General features: G+C 67.8%; 16 protein-coding genes and 1 tRNA gene. 5 read left to right on the top strand and 12 right to left on the bottom strand.

The annotated features are described in order from the left end of the window. Positions 1–483: 483 nt before the first annotated feature. On the bottom strand, positions 484–3,006 hold the full coding sequence (locus ACWDUA_RS16060) for a UvrD-helicase domain-containing protein (protein ID WP_449751993.1): 2,523 nt from the start codon (positions 3,004–3,006) through the stop codon (positions 484–486). A gap of 166 nt (positions 3,007–3,172) precedes the next feature. On the opposite strand from ACWDUA_RS16060, the gene ACWDUA_RS16065 reads away from it, so the two are divergent. Beyond that, positions 3,173–4,762: a hypothetical protein gene (locus ACWDUA_RS16065; protein ID WP_449751994.1), complete on the top strand. Its 1,590-nt coding sequence runs from the start codon at positions 3,173–3,175 to the stop codon at positions 4,760–4,762. Between the two features lie 59 nt (positions 4,763–4,821). On the opposite strand, the gene ACWDUA_RS16070 is transcribed toward ACWDUA_RS16065, so the two are convergent. After that, positions 4,822–6,756 carry a hypothetical protein gene (locus tag ACWDUA_RS16070; RefSeq protein WP_449751995.1) on the bottom strand — a complete coding sequence of 645 codons (1,935 nt, stop codon included), beginning with the start codon at positions 6,754–6,756 and terminating at the stop codon, positions 4,822–4,824. A gap of 47 nt (positions 6,757–6,803) precedes the next feature. Between ACWDUA_RS16070 and ACWDUA_RS16075 the strand changes: the two genes are divergently transcribed. Both ACWDUA_RS16075 and pgi read left to right on the top strand, forming a co-directional pair. Continuing rightward, positions 6,804–7,136, top strand: coding sequence for a chorismate mutase (locus ACWDUA_RS16075; protein WP_449751996.1), 333 nt, complete (start codon positions 6,804–6,806; stop codon positions 7,134–7,136). 88 nt (positions 7,137–7,224) lie between these two features. Beyond that, complete coding sequence (pgi, locus tag ACWDUA_RS16080) at positions 7,225–8,931, top strand: glucose-6-phosphate isomerase (protein WP_449751997.1); 1,707 nt, start codon at positions 7,225–7,227, stop codon at positions 8,929–8,931. Between the two features lie 9 nt (positions 8,932–8,940). Here pgi and ACWDUA_RS16085 read toward each other — a convergent pair whose 3' ends face one another. Further along, a complete protein-coding gene (locus ACWDUA_RS16085) occupies positions 8,941–9,474 on the bottom strand; it encodes a hypothetical protein (protein WP_449751998.1) in 534 nt (177 codons plus the stop codon). Positions 9,475–9,492: 18 nt separating this feature from the next. On the opposite strand from ACWDUA_RS16085, the gene ACWDUA_RS16090 reads away from it, so the two are divergent. Further along, a complete protein-coding gene (locus tag ACWDUA_RS16090) occupies positions 9,493–10,185 on the top strand; it encodes a hypothetical protein (RefSeq protein WP_449751999.1) in 693 nt (230 codons plus the stop codon). 24 nt (positions 10,186–10,209) lie between these two features. Here the strand turns inward: ACWDUA_RS16090 and ACWDUA_RS16095 are convergent, their stop codons facing one another. The 3 genes from ACWDUA_RS16095 to ACWDUA_RS16105 are packed head-to-tail and all read right to left on the bottom strand — an operon-like array spanning position 10,210 to position 12,651. After that, entirely contained in the window at positions 10,210–10,959 is a 750-nt protein-coding gene (locus ACWDUA_RS16095; RefSeq protein ID WP_449752000.1) for an SDR family oxidoreductase, read from the bottom strand. A 28-nt stretch (positions 10,960–10,987) separates the two neighbouring features. Beyond that, positions 10,988–11,764, bottom strand: coding sequence for a N5-glutamine methyltransferase family protein (locus tag ACWDUA_RS16100; protein WP_449752001.1), 777 nt, complete (start codon positions 11,762–11,764; stop codon positions 10,988–10,990). After that, positions 11,761–12,651: an Fpg/Nei family DNA glycosylase gene (locus ACWDUA_RS16105; protein ID WP_449752002.1), complete on the bottom strand. Its 891-nt coding sequence runs from the start codon at positions 12,649–12,651 to the stop codon at positions 11,761–11,763. The genes ACWDUA_RS16100 and ACWDUA_RS16105 overlap by 4 nt, the downstream gene beginning before the upstream one ends. Before the next feature lie 25 nt (positions 12,652–12,676). Between ACWDUA_RS16105 and ACWDUA_RS16110 the strand changes: the two genes are divergently transcribed. After that, entirely contained in the window at positions 12,677–13,420 is a 744-nt protein-coding gene (locus ACWDUA_RS16110) for a 3'(2'),5'-bisphosphate nucleotidase CysQ (RefSeq protein ID WP_449752003.1), read from the top strand. A 13-nt stretch (positions 13,421–13,433) separates the two neighbouring features. Here the strand turns inward: ACWDUA_RS16110 and cobF are convergent, their stop codons facing one another. The 6 genes from cobF to ACWDUA_RS16140 all read right to left on the bottom strand — a co-directional run bounded on the left by cobF (position 13,434) and on the right by ACWDUA_RS16140 (position 18,070). Continuing rightward, a complete protein-coding gene (gene cobF, locus ACWDUA_RS16115) occupies positions 13,434–14,195 on the bottom strand; it encodes a precorrin-6A synthase (deacetylating) (protein ID WP_449752004.1) in 762 nt (253 codons plus the stop codon). A gap of 3 nt (positions 14,196–14,198) precedes the next feature. Further along, positions 14,199–15,017 (bottom strand): SDR family oxidoreductase, encoded by an 819-nt coding sequence (locus ACWDUA_RS16120; RefSeq protein ID WP_449752005.1) that lies wholly within the window; start codon positions 15,015–15,017, stop codon positions 14,199–14,201. Positions 15,018–15,207: 190 nt separating this feature from the next. After that, positions 15,208–15,280: transfer RNA gene (locus tag ACWDUA_RS16125), tRNA-Arg, on the bottom strand. 269 nt (positions 15,281–15,549) lie between these two features. Continuing rightward, entirely contained in the window at positions 15,550–15,723 is a 174-nt protein-coding gene (locus ACWDUA_RS16130; protein WP_449752006.1) for a hypothetical protein, read from the bottom strand. Positions 15,724–15,995: 272 nt separating this feature from the next. After that, positions 15,996–16,643: a hypothetical protein gene (locus ACWDUA_RS16135; RefSeq protein ID WP_449752007.1), complete on the bottom strand. Its 648-nt coding sequence runs from the start codon at positions 16,641–16,643 to the stop codon at positions 15,996–15,998. 821 nt (positions 16,644–17,464) lie between these two features. Then, positions 17,465–18,070, bottom strand: a complete 606-nt coding sequence (locus tag ACWDUA_RS16140) for a TetR/AcrR family transcriptional regulator (RefSeq protein ID WP_449752008.1) — start codon at positions 18,068–18,070, stop codon at positions 17,465–17,467. Between the last annotated feature and the right edge of the window lie 154 nt (positions 18,071–18,224).

The raw sequence follows: 18,224 nt of genomic DNA on the forward strand, positions 1-18,224 counted from the left end.
AGGACGTCCTCGCCCAGCGAGGCCGACCGGCCGTCGAAACCCGGTGACACACACATGTCCGCAACCACATCCGACGTCACCCGACAGAGGTTTCGACACGGGTCCTCGCTCCGCTCGGTCCCGGCTCAACCAGCGTGCTCCACAACCGATTTGAGCCGGTCACCGTGAGATCGACTTGTCCGCAACCACATCCGACGTCGGCTGACAGAGGTTTCGACACGGGTCCTCGCTCCGCTCGGTCCCGGCTCAACCAGCGTGCTCCACTCACCCTCGATGGTTGAGCAGGACGTCCTCGCCCAGCGACTCAACCAGCGTGCGCCACACCCCCTCGATGGTTGAGCAGGACGTCCTCGCCCAGCGAGGCCGACCGGCCGTCGAAACCCGGTGACACACACATGTCCGCAACCACATCCGACGTCACCCGACAGAGGTTTCGATACAGGTCAACCACCTTGGGCCCCTTGTCCATTGAGCAGGACGACGCTAGAGCTTCTCCCCTGGCAGACCACCCAGGGTCATGAACGTCATGCGGCCGACGCCGTTGCCGAAATCGAAGGTGATGCGTTCGGTCGGACCGTTGCCCTCCTTGGCGACGGCCTTGCCCAGGCCGTACTTCGGATGGTTCATCCGCTCGCCGATGTCATAGTTCACCTGCTTGTTGCGACCACGATTCGGATCCGAGGAGTACGACGCCCGGCCGAGCCCCCGACCGGAGTCGCTCCGAGTGGAATCACCGCGGCCGAACACCCCACCGGAGGAACCGAAGCTTCGGCCCGACCGACGCCGCTCGGTCTGCTTCCACTCGATCAGATGCTGCGGGATCTCCTGCAGGAAGCGGGATTCCGGATTCGACACCGGCTGACCCCATGATGCACGGGTGAGTGCACGCGTCAGATACAGCCGCTGCTTGGCGCGGGTGATACCCACGTAGGCGAGACGCCGCTCCTCGCTCAGTTCGTTCGGGTCGCCGAGGGCACGCATGTGCGGGAAATGCCCGTCTTCCCAACCGGTCACGAAGACCACCGGGAACTCCAGACCCTTTGCGGTGTGCAGCGTCATCAGTGTGACCACACCCTCACCCTCGTCGGGTAGCTGGTCGGCGTCGGCGACGAGGGCCACCTTCTCGAGGAAGGCCGCGAGCGAACCCGGCTCGGGCTCCCCTTCACGCATCTGCTCCTCTTCGGCATCCAGCTCGGCTGCCGCCTCAGCCGCCTCGAGGCTGAATTCCCTTGCCACCGAGATCAATTCATTGAGGTTGTCCAGGCGTGCCCCGTCCTGCGGGTCACTTGAGCCCTCGAGCTCCGCGCGGTACCCGCTGCGCTCGACGATCGCATCGACGAGTTCGCCGATGTCGGCGGCCTCCTCGGTCGCATCGATCACGGCGGTGTCGGACTCGGCCTCACCCTCCGCGGCGAACGTCACCAGGAAGTCGGTGCGCAATCCCTCGATCATGTCGACGAAGCCGCCGATCTGCTTGACCGCACGGGTGTTCAGCAGGGCCACCTGACCGGCCGCTCCCTCCACCAGCGCCTGGTAGAACGAGATACCCCGATTCTCCGCGTGCACCGCCACACACGCCTCTGCACGGTCGCCGATACCGCGGCGCGGGGTGTTCAGGATGCGGCGCAGGCTCACCGCGTCATCCGGGTTGGCCACCACACGCAGGTATGCGACGACGTCGCGGACCTCCTTGCGCTCGTAGAACTTGGTCCCGCCGACCACCTTGTAGGGGATGCCGTGCCGGACGAACACCTCTTCCAACGCACGTGAGCCGGTATTGGTGCGGTAGAACACGGCGACGTCGGCGTAGGTGTTGCTCTGCGCGCCGCCGATGGTGTGGTCGGTGAGCCGCTCGATCTCGGTGGCCACGAACATCGACTCGTCGCGATCGGACTCCGCGACGAAGCCGACGATCAGCTCGCCGTCACCGGAATCGGTCCACAGCCGCTTCTCTCGACGGTTCGGGTTCTGCGCGATCACCGCGTTCGCAGCGGACAGGATGGTCTGCGTCGAGCGGTAGTTCTGTTCCAGCAGAATGGTTTCCGCGTTGGTGAAGTCGCGCTCGAACTCTTCGATGTTACGGATGGTGGCGCCACGGAAAGCATAGATCGACTGGTCGGCGTCACCCACCACACACAGCTCCGACGGCGGCACGCCGGTGTCGGGAGAACCGGAGCCATCCCCGGCGGTGTCGAGACCGACGAGTTCGCGGATCAGCACGTACTGCGCGTGGTTGGTGTCCTGATACTCGTCGACCATGACGTGGCGGAACCGACGGCGGTAGTACCCGGCGACCTCGGGGTGGCGTTGGAGCAGGGCGACGGTCTCGCCGATCAGGTCGTCGAAGTCGAACGCATTGGCCGCCCGCAGCCGCCGCTGGTACTCGCCGTAGATCTGGGCGATGGTGCGCGCTGTGGGCTCGTCACCGGCGTCGGCGAGCGCTTGATCGGGGTCGATCAGTTCGTTCTTCAGGTTCGAGATGCTCACCGCCACCCCGCGCGGCGCGAACTTCTTGGGATCGAGCTCGAGATCGCCGATCACCATTCCGAGCAGACGCTTGGAGTCGTCGGAGTCGTAGATGGAGAAGTTGGAGTTCATCGGTGCCAGCAGTGCCGACTGGGCTCGCAGGATGCGGACACAGGTCGAGTGGAACGTCGACACCCACATGAACGACGCGCGGGGCCCGACCAGCGCGATGACGCGCTCGCGCATCTCGGCGGCAGCCTTGTTGGTGAAGGTGATCGCCAAGATCTGTCCCGGGGTGACATCCCGGGCCGCGAGCAGATACGCGATCCGCCGGGTGAGTACCGAGGTCTTGCCCGATCCGGCACCGGCCACGATCAGCAGCGGCGGACCCGAATGCACCACCGCCGCACGCTGCTGCGGGTTGAGCCCGTCGAGCAGACGGGCGACTCGGTCGTCGGCGGGACTCGCGGTGGGATCGGCGGGGCGCGCCGACACGGCCTGGGCCGGACGGCGGGAAGCGGGGTGAACAGAACTGGTCATCGGTATCTCAGGCTACCCCCGGGCTCCGACAGCCCCCGACCCGCCGGAGCCCGATCTGGAACAATCCGGCGCGTCATTCGGTCGCGTCAGTCAAGGTGTTCTGTGCGGGCGGTGTCGTGTTTAGTGTTGATCAGCCGCCGTGCAGCGACCACCGAGGAAACGAGACATGACGAACTCGACGAAGGTTCTTGCCCTGCTGTTGTCCGGAATCGGCGCCGTGGCGGTGATCGTCGCCCTGGTGCTGTCGTTCATCCCCTGGAGTGCCTCGGGCGCCGCCGAGGCGACTCCGGCGTTCCGCGCGCAGTCCAGTCTCGATCAGGTGGCCTTCCAGTACGGGAGCAGCCCCGGCGCCCGCTACAACGGCACGCTCGTCCAGAAGTACGGGAGCACCTCGGAGACCTACCAGCTCGCCGATCTCACGGTCACCCTGTCCAACAACGCGTCGGGCCAGGTCACCGTCGACGGTCAGCGTGCCGACTACACCCAGATCGGCAACTACGCCTTCGCCAAGGCGCCGACCGCGTTCTGGCAGAAACTGTTGTCGGCCGACACCCTGCAGGACGTCGACCTCGCCCCGTTCGACAATGCGTGGGCCGGCGCCGAGTGGGCCATGCCATCGCTCGGGTCGATCCTGTCCCCGCAGATCATGGCCGGGCGCATCGGCAACGCCGACCTCGTGTCACCGCCGACCCTCGGCGCCGAGCTGGCCTCGCCGAACGCCAACTCCCCCGACGCGCGCTTCTGGCCGACCTCGGACCCGCCGATCGAGACGCTCGCCGACGACAAGGTCCGGGCCGGCAAGTGGGAGATCACCTTCGATCCGTCGACCAAGGCGATCACCCACCTCAAGGGCGAGTACGCCACCCCCAGCGGCCGGACCACCTACCAGCTCGACACCGACGTCACGCCGCTGCCGGTCGACCAGCTCAATTCCATGTTCGACGAACAGCGCGGCCTGACCTCCCAGCTCGCTTCCGTCCCCGCCCCCGGCATGCTGCTGGAGGACCTGCCCAACGCCCGGCTCGGCATCCTCGACTGGAAGCAGACCGGCGACTGCACCAACGTGGCGTGCGGATACGACTTCACCGTGTCGGGCACACCGAAGAGCAATGACGACGCCGTCCCCGGGCACGTCAACTACGGCCTCACGATCAACTTCATCGTCAACTCGCAGCCGGCCGGTGCGCTCGGCGGGACCTGCACGCCGGTGGTCCGCGTCGACTTCGGCAGGACCGGCAGCACCCGATGTGTCGCGACGAATCTCGGTTCCGGCGGCGGCTCCCTGCGCCCCAACGTGAAGCTGACCTATCTGCCGTTCCTGGACTACGGCGCCGCGGACCTGACCGACTACCTGAAGTCCAACCAGGAGGCCACCCAACGCCAGTTCACGATGCAGCGGACCGGAACCAAACGGCCCGACGCCGCGAACTACAACTTCTACATCGCCGGGCTGCCGAGCAGCTACGTGATCAAACGCGGCGACTACCTGTTCGACGGGTACGGCCCCCGAGGGGCGTATCTGGTGGCCTTCGCCCCCGGCTATGCCGACCACGTGACCGGCACCGCCTTCGACCCGTCCTGGGCGGGAACCACCACCCTCCGCGACCAGATGACCAAGCAGGTCGCGGCCGCCGGCGACGGCCGGATCGTCTACTACAGCCCCGAACAGAAGACGGTGGACGCCCTCAAGGCGATGGTGACCCAGGCAGGCCTCGGCGACCACATCACCGTGTACCTGGCCGAACAGGAGAGCTGACCGCCCTCACCGCCGGCCGCGACCCGCTGCGCCACCGAACCGAACCGAACGGGCCGGATTCACCCGCCGAGCAGGCTCGCGTCGACCACTTCACCCACGCGACCCTCACCGGAGTGCAGGGCGAGCCCGGCGGTGATCGGCCGGACGTGGACGGCGGTGCCGGAACCGTCGAGCTGCACATAGACCGCATGCAGTCCGGCCTCGACCGGAACCCGGACCGGACCCCCACCGTCGAGGGAGAAGTCGACCTCGCCGGACCGGTTGGCGCAGTAGGTCAGTGCGACGGTCCACCGCCACTGCAGCAGCGGACCGTCGAGGCGCAGGTCGGTGGGGCCGGTCAGCTCGGGCCGCGCGCACGTCCCCCGGCCCGCGACGATCGTCCGTTGCGGGGTGACCGCGCCGGCGGTGAGGTTGCCGGCGGGATCGAGCACCTCGAGCCGGTCGGTCCACCCCCCGAACTCGGGGCGGTCGGAGACCCGACCGAAGGTGTGGCTGATCTGGTTCTCCGGGAACGCCACCGGCAGCAGTACCTCCAGTGGCAGGGCCTGATCGAACATCCGGTGATCACGGTTGGCCGCGAGCGCGCGGGTGGCGTTGTCCAGATACGGCCCGGTCGGGTCGTCGGTCCACGACGACTGGTACGACGCCAGCGACAGCATGGACGAGACGAACAGGATCGCTCCGACGAGCAGACCGGCAGGCACGGCCGCCGCCGACATCGGCGACGCGGCGTCGTCGACGCGGGCGTGCCGTGACGCCGACGCCTGCACACCGCGGCGCGCAGGTGCACCGATGAGCAGCGCCGCGGCGAGGGCCAGCACCAGGGCGGAATCGGGTAGGTAGCGCATGGTCTGGGCGAGTTCGAGGGCGGTGTTCGCCGAGGACCGGTTCCACATCACCGGGATCTGGGCGACGACGACGTAGAGCGCCGCGCAGATCAGCACGGCGATCGCACCGGTCCGCAGACGCACCGCGACCATCGCTAGTGCGACCAGCAGCACCCAACCGGCCACGATCATCCAGATCGGGGCGAAACCCATCGGCGGGCTCGGCACCCAGCGTTGCCAGTCCCAGGGACCCCCGACCAGCGACGGCACCACGGCATCGTTGACCGACCGCCACACCAGGTGCGCGGTCTGCGAGATCGAGTGCTCGCCGGCGGTGGCGTCGGAGATCGAGAAATACGCCAGCGCCCACGCGACGAAGATGACGCCGAGCACCGTCCACAGCCGCCGGCCGCGGACGAAGGCCACGGTCAACGGCGGCCGGTCGGTGAACCGTGAGGCGAGCACCGCGGCGGCACAGGCCACCGGCAGGATGAACAGCGACTTCTCGAAGAACGCCAGCGCCACCACGAAGACGACGGCCGACCGGATGACGATCAGGCGGGCGCGCCGCGGGTCGACGTCACCGCGCACCAGGATCACCGCGTCGGCGACGATCCACGCCATCGCCGCCTGCATCGGAAGGGTGTTCAGCCCGGCCGCCCACCACACGAAACCTGCCACCGTCATCGGCGTGAACAGGTAGAACGCCAGCGCCCCAAGGGCTGCGAGGTCACGCCGGGCGGTGACGCCGTCGGCCGGCGGCACGATCGTGCGGATCATCCGCCACACCGACAGCGATGCGATCGCCTGCAGCACCACCAGGGTGGCCGCCGGCAGCGCCCACGTGACCGGGGCGAGCACGGTGGAGATGCCGGCCACCAGGAACGCGGCCGGCATGAAGTGGCCGTCGTGCGAGTGTCCGAGGAACTCCCACGACAGGATCGGCTGCGTGGATGCCCGACCGATCAGGATCAGGTCGTCCCAATAGAAGTTCCCGGTGCCCGCCAGCCATCCGCGGATGACCAGTTGTGCCACGATCAGCGCGATCGCCACCAGGGCGGGCAGGGTCGGCGAGACCAGTACCGATCGCCCCCGCGATGCCGTCTCCGCTGACGGTGCGTGGTCGGAATTCTCGGGTGTGGACGGCACCGTCCGCGGGCTGGGCATGGCCACCAGTGTCCCTGGCCCGAAAGCCGCGTGGCAAAATCGGCGGGGTGACAGACCCCACCAGCGGATCGTCGGGCTCGTTCGCGGACTCGATCGATCTGTCGTATTACGAGCTGCAGTCCGACGTGTCCGGCCTCAGCGATGACATCGACGTGCTGCGCGGCGAGATCGACCGCCTCGACGCGGTGATCCTGGCCGCCGTCAAACGACGATCGGCCGTGTCGAAGAAGATCGGTGCCGCACGGATGGCCTCGGGCGGACCGCGGCTGGTGCACAGCCGCGAGGTCAAGGTACTCGACCGGTTCGCCGAGCTCGGCCAGGAGGGACACACCCTCGCGATGCTGCTGCTGCGTCTCGGCCGGGGCCCGCTCGGGCGCTGACCGCGCCGCCACCAGGCAGCCCGGATCTGTGGCGTGCGCCACAGAAGTCGTATCGCCTCGAGTCTCACCACCACATAGGGTGGTGGGCATGACCAGTGACCTCGACGGTGACAAGACGGAAACCCCCGACATCACGGCAACCGAGGCCTGGCGGACGCTCACCGCCCATCAGGCACAGGTCCACTCCCTGCATCTGCGGGAGGTCTTCGACGCCGATCCCGGACGTGGACGCGAGCTCACCGTGGACGTGGGCGATCTGCATATCGACTACGCCAAGCACCGGGTACTGCGGGAGACGCTGGATCTGCTGTTCGCGCTGGCCCGGGAGGCCGGACTCGAGGAACGACGCGATGCGATGTTCGCCGGGGCCCATATCAACACCTCCGAGGACCGCGCCGTCCTGCACACCGCGCTGCGGTTGCCCGCCGATGCCGAACTCGTCGTCGACGGACAGGACATCGTCACCGACGTGCACACGGTCCTCGACGCGATGGGGGCCTTCACCGATCGGCTGCGCACCGGAGAGTGGAAGGGCCACACCGGCAAATCGATCACCGATGTGGTCAACATCGGTATCGGCGGTTCCGATCTCGGTCCGGTGATGGTCTATCAGGCCCTGCGTCACTACGTGGACACCCCCATCCGGTGCCACTTCGTCTCCAACGTCGATCCCGCCGACCTGGTGGCCACCCTCACCGACCTCGACCCGGAGACGACGCTGTTCATCATCGCGTCCAAGACCTTCGGGACGCTGGAGACCCTCACCAACGCCGCCGCGGCACGCTCGTGGTTGCTCACCGGCCTCGACGCCGGCACCGATGCGGTCGCGAAACACTTTGTGGCCGTGAGTACCAACGCCGATCGCGTGGCGGCGTTCGGCATCGACACGGCCAACATGTTCGGCTTCTGGGACTGGGTCGGCGGACGTTACTCGGTGGACTCGGCGATCGGACTGTCGGTGATGGCAGCCATCGGCAAGGAGCGGTTCGGTGAGTTCCTCGCGGGCTTCCACCTCGTCGACGAACACTTCCGTACCGCACCCCTCGAGGCCAACGCGCCGGTCATCCTGGGCCTGATCGGGTTGTGGTACGGCAACTTCTGGGATGCTCAGTCGCGGGTGGTGCTCCCCTACTCCAATGATATGGCGCGATTCGCCGCCTACCTGCAGCAGCTGACCATGGAGTCCAACGGCAAGTCGGTCACCGCCGCCGGCCGGCCCGTCTCCACCGACACCGGCGAGGTGTTCTGGGGGGAGCCGGGAACCAACGGCCAGCACGCGTTCTATCAGCTGCTGCACCAGGGCACCCGGATGGTCCCCGCCGATTTCATCGGATTCGCGCGTCCCACAGACGATCTGCCGGTGCTGTCCGCGCACGGTGAGGCCGACGGTGAGCCCGGGTCGATGCACGATCTGCTGATGAGCAACTACTTCGCGCAGACCAAGGTGCTGGCGTTCGGCAAGACCGCCGAGGAGATCGCTGCAGAGGGCGTGGCCCTGGATGTGGTGCCGCACAAGGTGATGCCGGGCAATCGTCCGACCACCTCGATCCTGGCGCCGGAACTCACCCCGTCGGTGATCGGGCAGCTGATCGCACTGTACGAGCACCAGGTCTTCGTCGAGGGCGCCATCTGGGGCATCAACCCGTTCGACCAGTGGGGTGTGGAGCTCGGCAAGACCCAGGCGATAGAGCTTCTCGGGGTGATCACCGATCCGCAAGCGCCTGCGGCGCAATCGGACTCGTCGACCGACGAGTTGGTGCGGTGGTACCGCAGCCGGCGCGGCCGGCAGGCCTAGACCCGCAGGCTACTCCCAGTGTCCGGCGTCGAAGATCTCCGCGGGGATCTCGTCGCCGGGTGCCACACCGAGTGCCTCGAGCCGGCCCATCAGCGTCGCCGACGACGCGATGTGGCTGATCAGGTCGGTGGCCTCGACCGCGCGTTCGGCCGGGTCGCCACCGAGGAATTCCGGCATCACCGGGGGCACACACTGTCCCAGCGTGAGTGGCGGGGCCCCGGTCACCTCGCGCCATTCGGCGAAGCTCTCGGCGTCGACGGCCTCGGCGATGTCGCCGTCGCCGACCGCCGCGAGCACCTCGTCGACGGTCGCCAACGGTCCCGAACTGCCGCTGGACGCGTCGAAGCCGATCACGGTGTCGGGTTCGGCCTCCTCGTCGTCGGCGAGGGTGAAGTAGACGATGCCTCGCCAGTCGGCGGCCAGCACCGCGATGTCGTCACGCCCGAAAACGTCGGCGAGCAGTTCGTCGAGTCGTGCGGCGTCCTCACCACCGAAGATCTGAAACGCCCCGTCGCCGACCAGTTGACTCTGCAATCCCGCCACATCGGCTACCTTACGCAGGTGACCTCGCCTGTGTTGTTGCGTCGTACCCGAGCCCTGCGGCCGGTCGGTGGTGTGCTGCTGGCCGGTGCCGCCCTGGCCACCGCACTGACCGCCTGTGCCACGTCGGAGCCCTCGACGGCCCCGGCGACGTCGTCGTTTCCGACGTCGGCGGCGGTCACGGTACCCGCGGGTGCCGCCGCGCGGACCGCGCCCGGCGCGACGCTGGATTTCGGTGCCACCGCGGTGCTCCCGGCCAATGCGTTCGCGCCGGCCGGAGCCACCGCGATGTACACCGTCACCGGCATCTCACCTGGTACGGGCGTCCCGGACGCTGCCACGCAGGGCGGAAAGGCGTACTTCGTCTACCTGACGGTCACCGCGCTGAGCGTCAAACCCGCTGCTGCGCCGACGGTGGTCGGATTCTCCGGCAGCGCCGACGGACGCACCCCGGCGCTGACCCTGCCGCCCTCGGTACCGCTGACCGCCTGCGCCAACCCGTCACCGCCGGAGAAGATGAAGCGCGGCGAATCGTACGCCACCTGCCTGGTGGCCTACGCCGATCCCGATCAGGAACTCGGCAGTGTCATCTATTGGGCCGACACCACCGGTGACGCGGCGTACGACTTCGCATCCGATCCGGTGGTGTGGGGTACCCCGACGCCGGTCTCGTCCGCGTCCGCCACGCCGAGCTCCCCGGCACCGGCCGGCTGACCTCGGCGACCGGCGACCGGCGCCTCAGATCATGCGGCGGGTGATCGCCGATGGCAGGAATCGCAGGGCGGCGTCGATCGGTACCCACGGCCATGCCGGGACCGGCGCATACGCCTTCTCCGACTCGATCGCCTTGACCAGTGCCCGCACGCCGGCGTCGGTGTCGGTCATCATGGCGGTCTTGACGCCCCGGTTGATGTCGGTCTCGATGTAGCCGGGCAACACGATCGACACGGTGATCGGCGAGTTGGCGAACTCGGCCTGCAGACCCTGACCGATCGCGGTGAGTCCGGCCTTGGACGCCGAGTAGGCGGTCTGGGCCCTGGGCAATCCGCGGACCGCGCTCATCGAGCTGATCAGCACCAGATGGCCGTGGCCCTGGGCGCGGAAGATCTCGAGGGCGGCCTCGATCTGGGCGATCGCACCGATCAGGTTGGTCTGCACGGTCTCGAGGTTGACGTGCATCTTACCGGTGCCCATCGGCGCGCCCTTGCCGAGTCCGGCGTTGACGATCACCCGGTCGAGTCCGCCGAGTTCGTCACGCAACCGCCCGAAGACGACGGGCACGGAGTCGACGTCGGTGACGTCGAGCGGGGCGACGGCGACCGTCCCGGCCGAGGGACGGATCTCGCCGGCCAGCACCTCGAGACGGTCGACGCGTCGGGCGGCAAGGCCCAGCGAACGCCCTCGGTCGGCGAACGCGCGGGCCATTCCCTCGCCGAGTCCGGAGCTGGCGCCGGTGATCAGGATCTTGTCGCGGGTCACGGCAGCCAACCTACCCGACGGTCAGATCGGGCGGGCCTCACCCACCGGGGCAGGTGAGGCGGACGACGACGGTCTGACCGTCGGCGTCGGCGAACCGGGTGAGGGTGTGGTCCCCGCCGGCCTCGGCGGCGATGACGTCGGCCTGAGTGGTGTTCATCTCGATCGCCAGGTGGCCGCCGGGTGCGAGCCAGGTGTGTGCGTCGACGATCAGCCGCCGCACCTCGTCGAGCCCGTCGGCGCCGGCCAGCAGCGCCCGTCGGGGTTCGTGGTCGGCGGCCTCGTGCGGCAGCAGCCCCAGCGCACCGGCCGGCACATACGGCGGGACGGCGGCGAGCACGGTGATCGCACCCCGCAGATCGGTGGGCACGCCCGCCAGCCCGTCGCCGCGATACACCCGCCCGACACCCACGTTGCGTCGCGCGTGGACCAGGGCGCGCTCGTCGATGTCGGTGGCATGGACGTTGGCGGTGGGCAGATGGGCGGCCACGGTGGCCGCGATCGGCGCCACCCCGCAGTAGTCTTCCAGCACAGTCGGTTCCCGGACCAGCGCGGCCGCACCGAGGGTCACCGCGGCCAGCAGTTCCGATCGGCGGCGCGGCACGAACACCCCCGGCCCCACCGACAACCGTCGGCCGGCGAATGCCACCCACCCGACGACGTGCTCGAGTGGTTCCCCACGAATCCGACGGGCGCACAATCGGTACAGCAGTCCGGTGTCGCCGCCGGCGGTCTCCCGCAGGATCGTCGCCTCCTCCTCGGCGAAGACACATCCCGCCGATCGCAGCGTCGCGACGAGCGGGTCGGCCGGATTCACTTGAGCAGCCGCGACATCCGACGGTCGGCGAGCACCTTGCCGCCGGTCTGGCAGATCGGACAGTACTGGAACGAGCGGTCGGCGAAGGACACCTCGCGGATGGTGTCGCCGCACACCGGGCACGGTAGTCCGGTACGGGCGTGCACCTTCAGTCCTGTTCGCTTCTCCGACTTGAGCTTCGCCACCTGCTGCCCCTCGAGCCGTCCGATGGCGTCGGTGAAGACGTCGCGGATCGCCGCATAGAGGGTCTCGACCTGGTCTGCGGTGAGCGTCTTGGCGGTGGCGAAGGGAGACATCTTGGCGGCGTGCAGGATCTCGTCGGAATAGGCGTTGCCGATCCCGGCCACGATCCGCTGATCGGTGAGGACGTTCTTGATGCGTCCGCCCGAGCCGGCGAGGATGTCGGCGAACTCGTCGCGGCTCAGCGCCAGCACATCCGGCCCCAGGGAGGCGATACGTTCCACCTCCGACAGATCCCGAACGATCCATCCCGCGAGACGTTTCTGGGTACCGGCCTCGGTCACGTCGAATCCCTCCCCCGGCAGCCCGCAGTGCACCCGCAGCGCGATCGGGCTCTTGCCGCCGGGGCGCAACGGTCGGGGTGAGAGGTCCTCGGCCCAGCGCAGCCAGCCGGCCCGGGACAGGTGGATGACCAGGAACAGCACCGGGTCGGCGTCGGGGGTGTCCGGGCCCGGGACGGTGCGGATGATCAGGTACTTCCCGACGCGGCCCACCGATTCGATGATGCGGCCGACCAGGGCGGTGTAGGGCGGGTCGGCGGTCTTGAGCACCGACAGCGATGCGACGTCGACACGGCGGATCGGGAGACCGGCGGCGCGGCCGTCGACGAAATCCGCGATCGCGGTGACCTCGGGGAGTTCCGGCATGTCTCCAGTGTGCTCTAGTGAACAGATGATCTCCGCCCTTTCCGACGCCGAGCTGGCCGCCCGCATCGCCGAGGGGGCCGGAGAGATCCTGCTCGGGGTGCGCTCCGGCGACCTGCTGGGCGGCCGGATGCTCGGTGACGCCGGGGACGCCCTCGCGCAGGCCTGGATCGGTGCGGTACTGCGCCGCCACCGTCCTCGCGATGCCGTGTTGTCGGAGGAGGCGCGCGACGTCGGTGACCGGGCGAGCGCCCGGCGGGTGTGGATCATCGACCCCTTGGACGGGACCAGCGAGTTCGCCGCCGGCAGCGATCATTGGGCCGTGCACGTGGCCCTGACCGAGGACGGCGAGGTCATCGACGCGGCGGTGGCACTGCCGGCCACCGGGGAGGTCTTCCGCACCGACACCGTCGACGCCCCGCCCGCGCCGCCGTCCGGGCGGATCGCGGTCTCCCGCTGGGGCACCTCATACGAGGTGACCCTGGTGGCCCAGCGCCTCGGCCTGCAGATGACGCCGATCGGATCGGCGGGCGCCAAGGCGATGGCGGTGGTGCGCGGCGACGCCGACGCCTACGTCCACGCCGGCGGGCAGTACGAGTGGGACAACGCGGCACCGGTCGGGGTGGCACTGGCGGCCGGGTTGCACTGCAGCCGCCTCGATGGGGCACCGATCGTCTACAACCAACCGCAGCCGTACATGCCGGATTTCGTGATCTGCCGCCCCGACCTGGCCGAGCCGATCCTGGAGGTCCTGGCCGAAGTCGTGTGGTGAGCGGGGCGTCGCGTCAGCTGCGGGTCTTGCGCAGCAGGTAGATGTCCATGATCCAGCCGATCCGTTCGCGGGCCTCGGCGCGCGCGGCGACGATGCTGTCGGTGACGTCGCCGACCCGCCCCTCGATCAGGATCTCGTCGGGGGTGCCCAGATAGGCACCCCACCAGATGTGGTCGTCGGCGTCGGCGGTGTGGCGGAAACCGAGATCGGCGTCGAGCATGACGATCTGGTTGCCGTCGGCGCCGGGCGGGGTGTCGGCGAGTCGGCGTCCGGTGGTGATGTGGACGGGTTCGCCGATGCGGTGCGCGACGATCCGGTGCGCCGCAGTCAGGGCGCTGGCGCTGGTCACGCCGGGGATCACCTCGACGGTGAGCTCGAGATCGTCGCGGGCGGCGAGGTCGTCGGCGATCCGCAGGGTGGAGTCGTAGAGCGCCGGGTCTCCCCACACCAGGAAGGCGGCGACACCGCCGTCCCCGACCTGTTCGGTGAGGGTGCGGGCGATGAGATCGGCGCGCGCGGCATGCCAGCGTCGCACCTCGGCGTCGTAGTCGGCGGGGTGTCGGTCACGGGGCGGGTCGGGGATCTCGATCACCGAATACCCCTGTGGGGCATGGTGTTCCAGGATCTCTCGACGGGCGTCGAGGAGACCGCTCTTCACCGCCCCCTTGTCGAGGGCGAGGAAGGCGTCGACGTCGGCCATCGCGTCGATCGCCTGGAGGGTGAGCTGTCGGGGACCGCCCGGTCCGATCCCGATGACGCGCAGGATGATTCGCATGGATCAGATCGAGACCCGCGGCAGGCCGTGTGTGCGTGCGGTGAAGTCGAGGATCACCTGCCGCGGCAGCAGCCGGCGCAGCAGGAACACGATCTCGGCACGGTTACCCTTGGCGTAGAAGGGTTTCGGATGCTCGGCGAGTGCGGCGTCGACGATCACCGAGGCCATCGTCGCGGCGTCGATCCCCTCGGCCTCGTTGCGGCGGGTGGCGGCGGCCAGGGTCTGGAACTCGGCGGCGTACGGCGAGCCGTCGGCGATGTGGATACTGCGGCGGTCGCCGATGCCGGTGGCGATGGTGCCGGGTTCGACGCTGATCATCCGGATGCCGTAGGGCGCGACCTCACGGCGGGTGGCCAGCGCGTAGGCCTTGAGCGCCGACTTGGTGGCCGCATAGTTGGAGCGGAAGGCCACCGGGAAGCTCGAGAGCATCGATCCCACCATCACCACGGTGCCGCGGCGGCGTGTGCGCATTCCCGGTAGCACCGCCTTGGTGAGGGCGACCGGGCCGAAGACGTTGACGGTGAACAGGTCCTCGACGGCGCTCATCGGGGTGTCCTCGAGCGCCCCGGCCTGTGACTCCCCCGCGTTGTTGATCAGGATGTCGACGTCACCGACCGCGGCGACACACGTGTCGGCGGTGGCGTAGTCGGCGTTGTCGAGGCGAACGTAGGTGACGCCGGGAATGGGGTCGGCGACGGTGTCGGGGTTGCGGCTGGTGCCGAACACGCGGTGTCCGCGCGCCACCATCTGTCTGGCCACCTCGGCACCGATTCCGCTGGTCGCGCCGGTGACGAGGACTGTCTGAGGGTTCGGGGAGTCCACGCAGGACACCGTAGCGCAGGCGCCGTCGCCGGCACAGCACGCCCGCGGGCGGCGCCCCGGGCCGAACCAGCCGTTGCCCGGTCTCCGTCGCCGTCGGACGCCGGTACCGACGCCACAGTGCGCCCGCATGAATCTCTTTCAAACAACGCAACGGGCGCACACCGCCCGGAGGGCGGCACGGTTGTCACAGTGCTCCCGGCAGGATTCGAACCTGCGACACCGGCTTTAGGAGAGCCGTGCTCTATCCCCTGAGCTACGAGAGCGGGGACTGGGTGAAGTAATGGAGGAAGTTCCCGCAATGTCGTGATGTCGCGGGGCTTCTACCTGGGATTTCTTCGTCCAGCCCGTGTCGGTGACCGCACGCGCTCCGGCTGCCGACGTGAGAAGTCTACGGCAGCCTGGTGCGGGCATGGCAACGCGCCTCACGTCGCTTCGGGCGTGAGGTGTCGCCGGCGGTGTTCGTTGTCGCCGATCAGCCGGGTGTCGGGTGCGCTCAGGGCACGGGCGGCTCGCCTGGGTCAGGATGTTCGTGTCACCAGAGCCGGTCGGCGTAGGCGTTACGGGCGAGGGCGTGGCCGAGCATGACGAGGTACTGGCCGCTGCAGGTGGTGGAGATCGCGCGGCCTCGGTACCAGTCGACGTCGATGGTGTTGTTGGCCGATTCCGCGTCGGACCGGTACGGGTAGATGCGGTTGTAGACGGTCATGGGCTGGCCCTCGTCGGCAGCGACCGCTAGGCGGGGGTACTCCATGCGGTTTGTTTCGCCGTCTGCAGCGGGCTCGTTGATGCGGACGCGATGTGGATCATGTCGAGGAAGATGCGAGTCGGCGCCTCAGTCGGAACCGAAAGGGTCCAACGTGACGTCAGATCGTAGGACAACAATCTCGCGCTGCTGGGTGTCGCGCAATGCCAGAAAGTCATTGGTCACAAGGTTGCCCAGAACGTCGCATTCTGGTCCTTGAACTGGAATTGTGTCCGTCAGCTCAACGAACCGCACTTGAACCTTGTTGCGCTTCCGGTACATCTTTCGCTCGAAATCTTCGCGCGCATTCGACCATCGCGCCGAAGAGTCGTCGGCAACGCGGTGCGCCCGAACTGCGTCGAGGATTCCGCGCAGTTGACCGTCACCGTCAGCGGCCTCGACGGTGTCGGCGACGACAACGATGCTTCTTCCTCGCCCTTTTCGACAGTTGCCCTCGGCAGGATATGGAAGAGAGTCGAATATTCGAAGTATCGGGAGACCGTTCGCGGTACGAAGATTGTGTTGATATCGCCCAAGTCGGCGATCTTCGCGATCTGCGGAGGCATCGTGCTCTCGTTGAAGAACCGCCGTCGACACTGCCCGGCTTCCCACAGCATGTTCCACATCCCGACTTGCCCGCCGATCTCCGGGTTGGACTGGTCCATCTGGATGGCAACATAGTCGGGTGGCTGTGGGTCGACGGGGCGGATGACACCCCCGAACATCATTCCTGCGGACATATTGTAGACCGCCGGATATGTGTCCGGCGTTGCTTCGTCGGAAGGGAGAAACGTGTTCTCCCGCTGCCACTCTCGAGTCTCGGCCGGCGTCGGCACCCGGTCGCCATCCGTCCAGGTGTCTGTGTCCTTGTGCATCTGCGTCATACCTTTGTTACGACAGCGTGGCCCGGTTTCGTTCCAATGTGGTGCTGCTGTGGTCCCGCAAGCCCCACCGAAGTTGCATGGCGGGAACAAGCTGAGCAACGGAATCCAACGCAGTCACCCTCGCAGTCCCTTACCGGGACACATGTGATGATCGTGTTTGTATACGCGATCTGCAGCGCGAGGCTTGCCACCCGTCGCATCGGGTACAGCGCAATTCCCACTGCCTCGAACATCGCCATCTCCATCTGTCGGGGCCACCCCGATGTGTGGTAACCGTGCCGACTTGTTGCCCGATGCCAATGACATTCTTGTCGACGTTCGACCGGAAACGAGTTGCGTGTGTCGTCCGCTCGACAGGGACAACCTCCACGAGGAGGGCACACCGGAGCACATCGCGCTATCTCCGCCCGCCATCGCTCGGAAACCGCAACAGTCCCCGCGTGTGTGTCGCGTGGAGTCAGCAGATCTCATTGAATGGCCTGCGGGAACCCGGCAAGTGCGAGCACCCGACGCTCGACCGAGTTACCGTCGGTCCACACCCCGATAAAGATGGACAGGCGCTCGCCGCGCGGGAAATGTTGAGGGCGCGTGGTTTCGATCCCTGGTCAATCCGTCAACAGTTCCGTTCCGGTCAACTCGGTGACCCGGGTGCCAACCAGTGATGTTACGAATCCAGCCAGATCGCGTTACCAGACCGCGACCGTCGAACCGTTGAACTGCGGTTTCGCGAACTTCCTCCCCTCCCACGAGAGCGACGTAGGGAGTCTGCGTCACCGGGCCGCCGGGCCGTCACGTCCCCTTGCCTGTGGACGCCGGGATGGTCAGCTGCGCTTCGGTTCGGGGGGTTGCGCGGCCATCGCCTTGGCGGCCCTGAGCAGCCGGCGCAACGACTCGACAGCCTGCTCGGCGATGCCGTCGTCGTCGGTGAGCGTCAGATCCTGAAACACGATTCCGTCGCCCACGCAGTACACCAGATGGGTCAGTCCGGGGTCGGCGCCGAGGCCCGCGGCTGCCAGCTCGTCCCCGAGCACCCGGGTGTAGGCGTCGTATATCTCCTGTACATATGGGCGGAGTTCGGGCGACCGCCTCGATTCGAGGATGAGCTCGTATTGGAACGCCTGGTCGTGGGGATTCGCACGGACCATGGACACCAGCCCGGCGAACAGTGCATCGAGATCCCCGCTTCCGGGTCGAGTACTGACCGACGCCACACTCTGACCCACCGAGTACTTCAGCGCCGCTTCCAACAACGCGTCCCCGGTCCCGAAGTGGTGGGCGACCAATCCGTGTGCCACCCCCGCCTCCCGCGCGACCGCGCGATAGGAGAGCTTGCGCAGACCCTGTTCGGCAACGACTTTCACCGCAGCGGCCAAGAGCGCCTCCCGACCCTCTCCGTACCGGAGTCCATTCCGGGCCTCTGCCGCCATCGTCACCACGTTTCCGCTTCATCCGCTGCCCACGTCACCACACAGCGAATATATCTTCCTACCGAAAGACAGAAATTGTCCAGTTGACCAGTTTGGTTCGGTGCGGCACACTGGGTGCCGCCGACAAATTGTCCACGCGTCCAGTTCTAGCCCA

The sequence above is a fragment of the Gordonia sp. NPDC003376 genome (genome assembly GCF_053589235.1).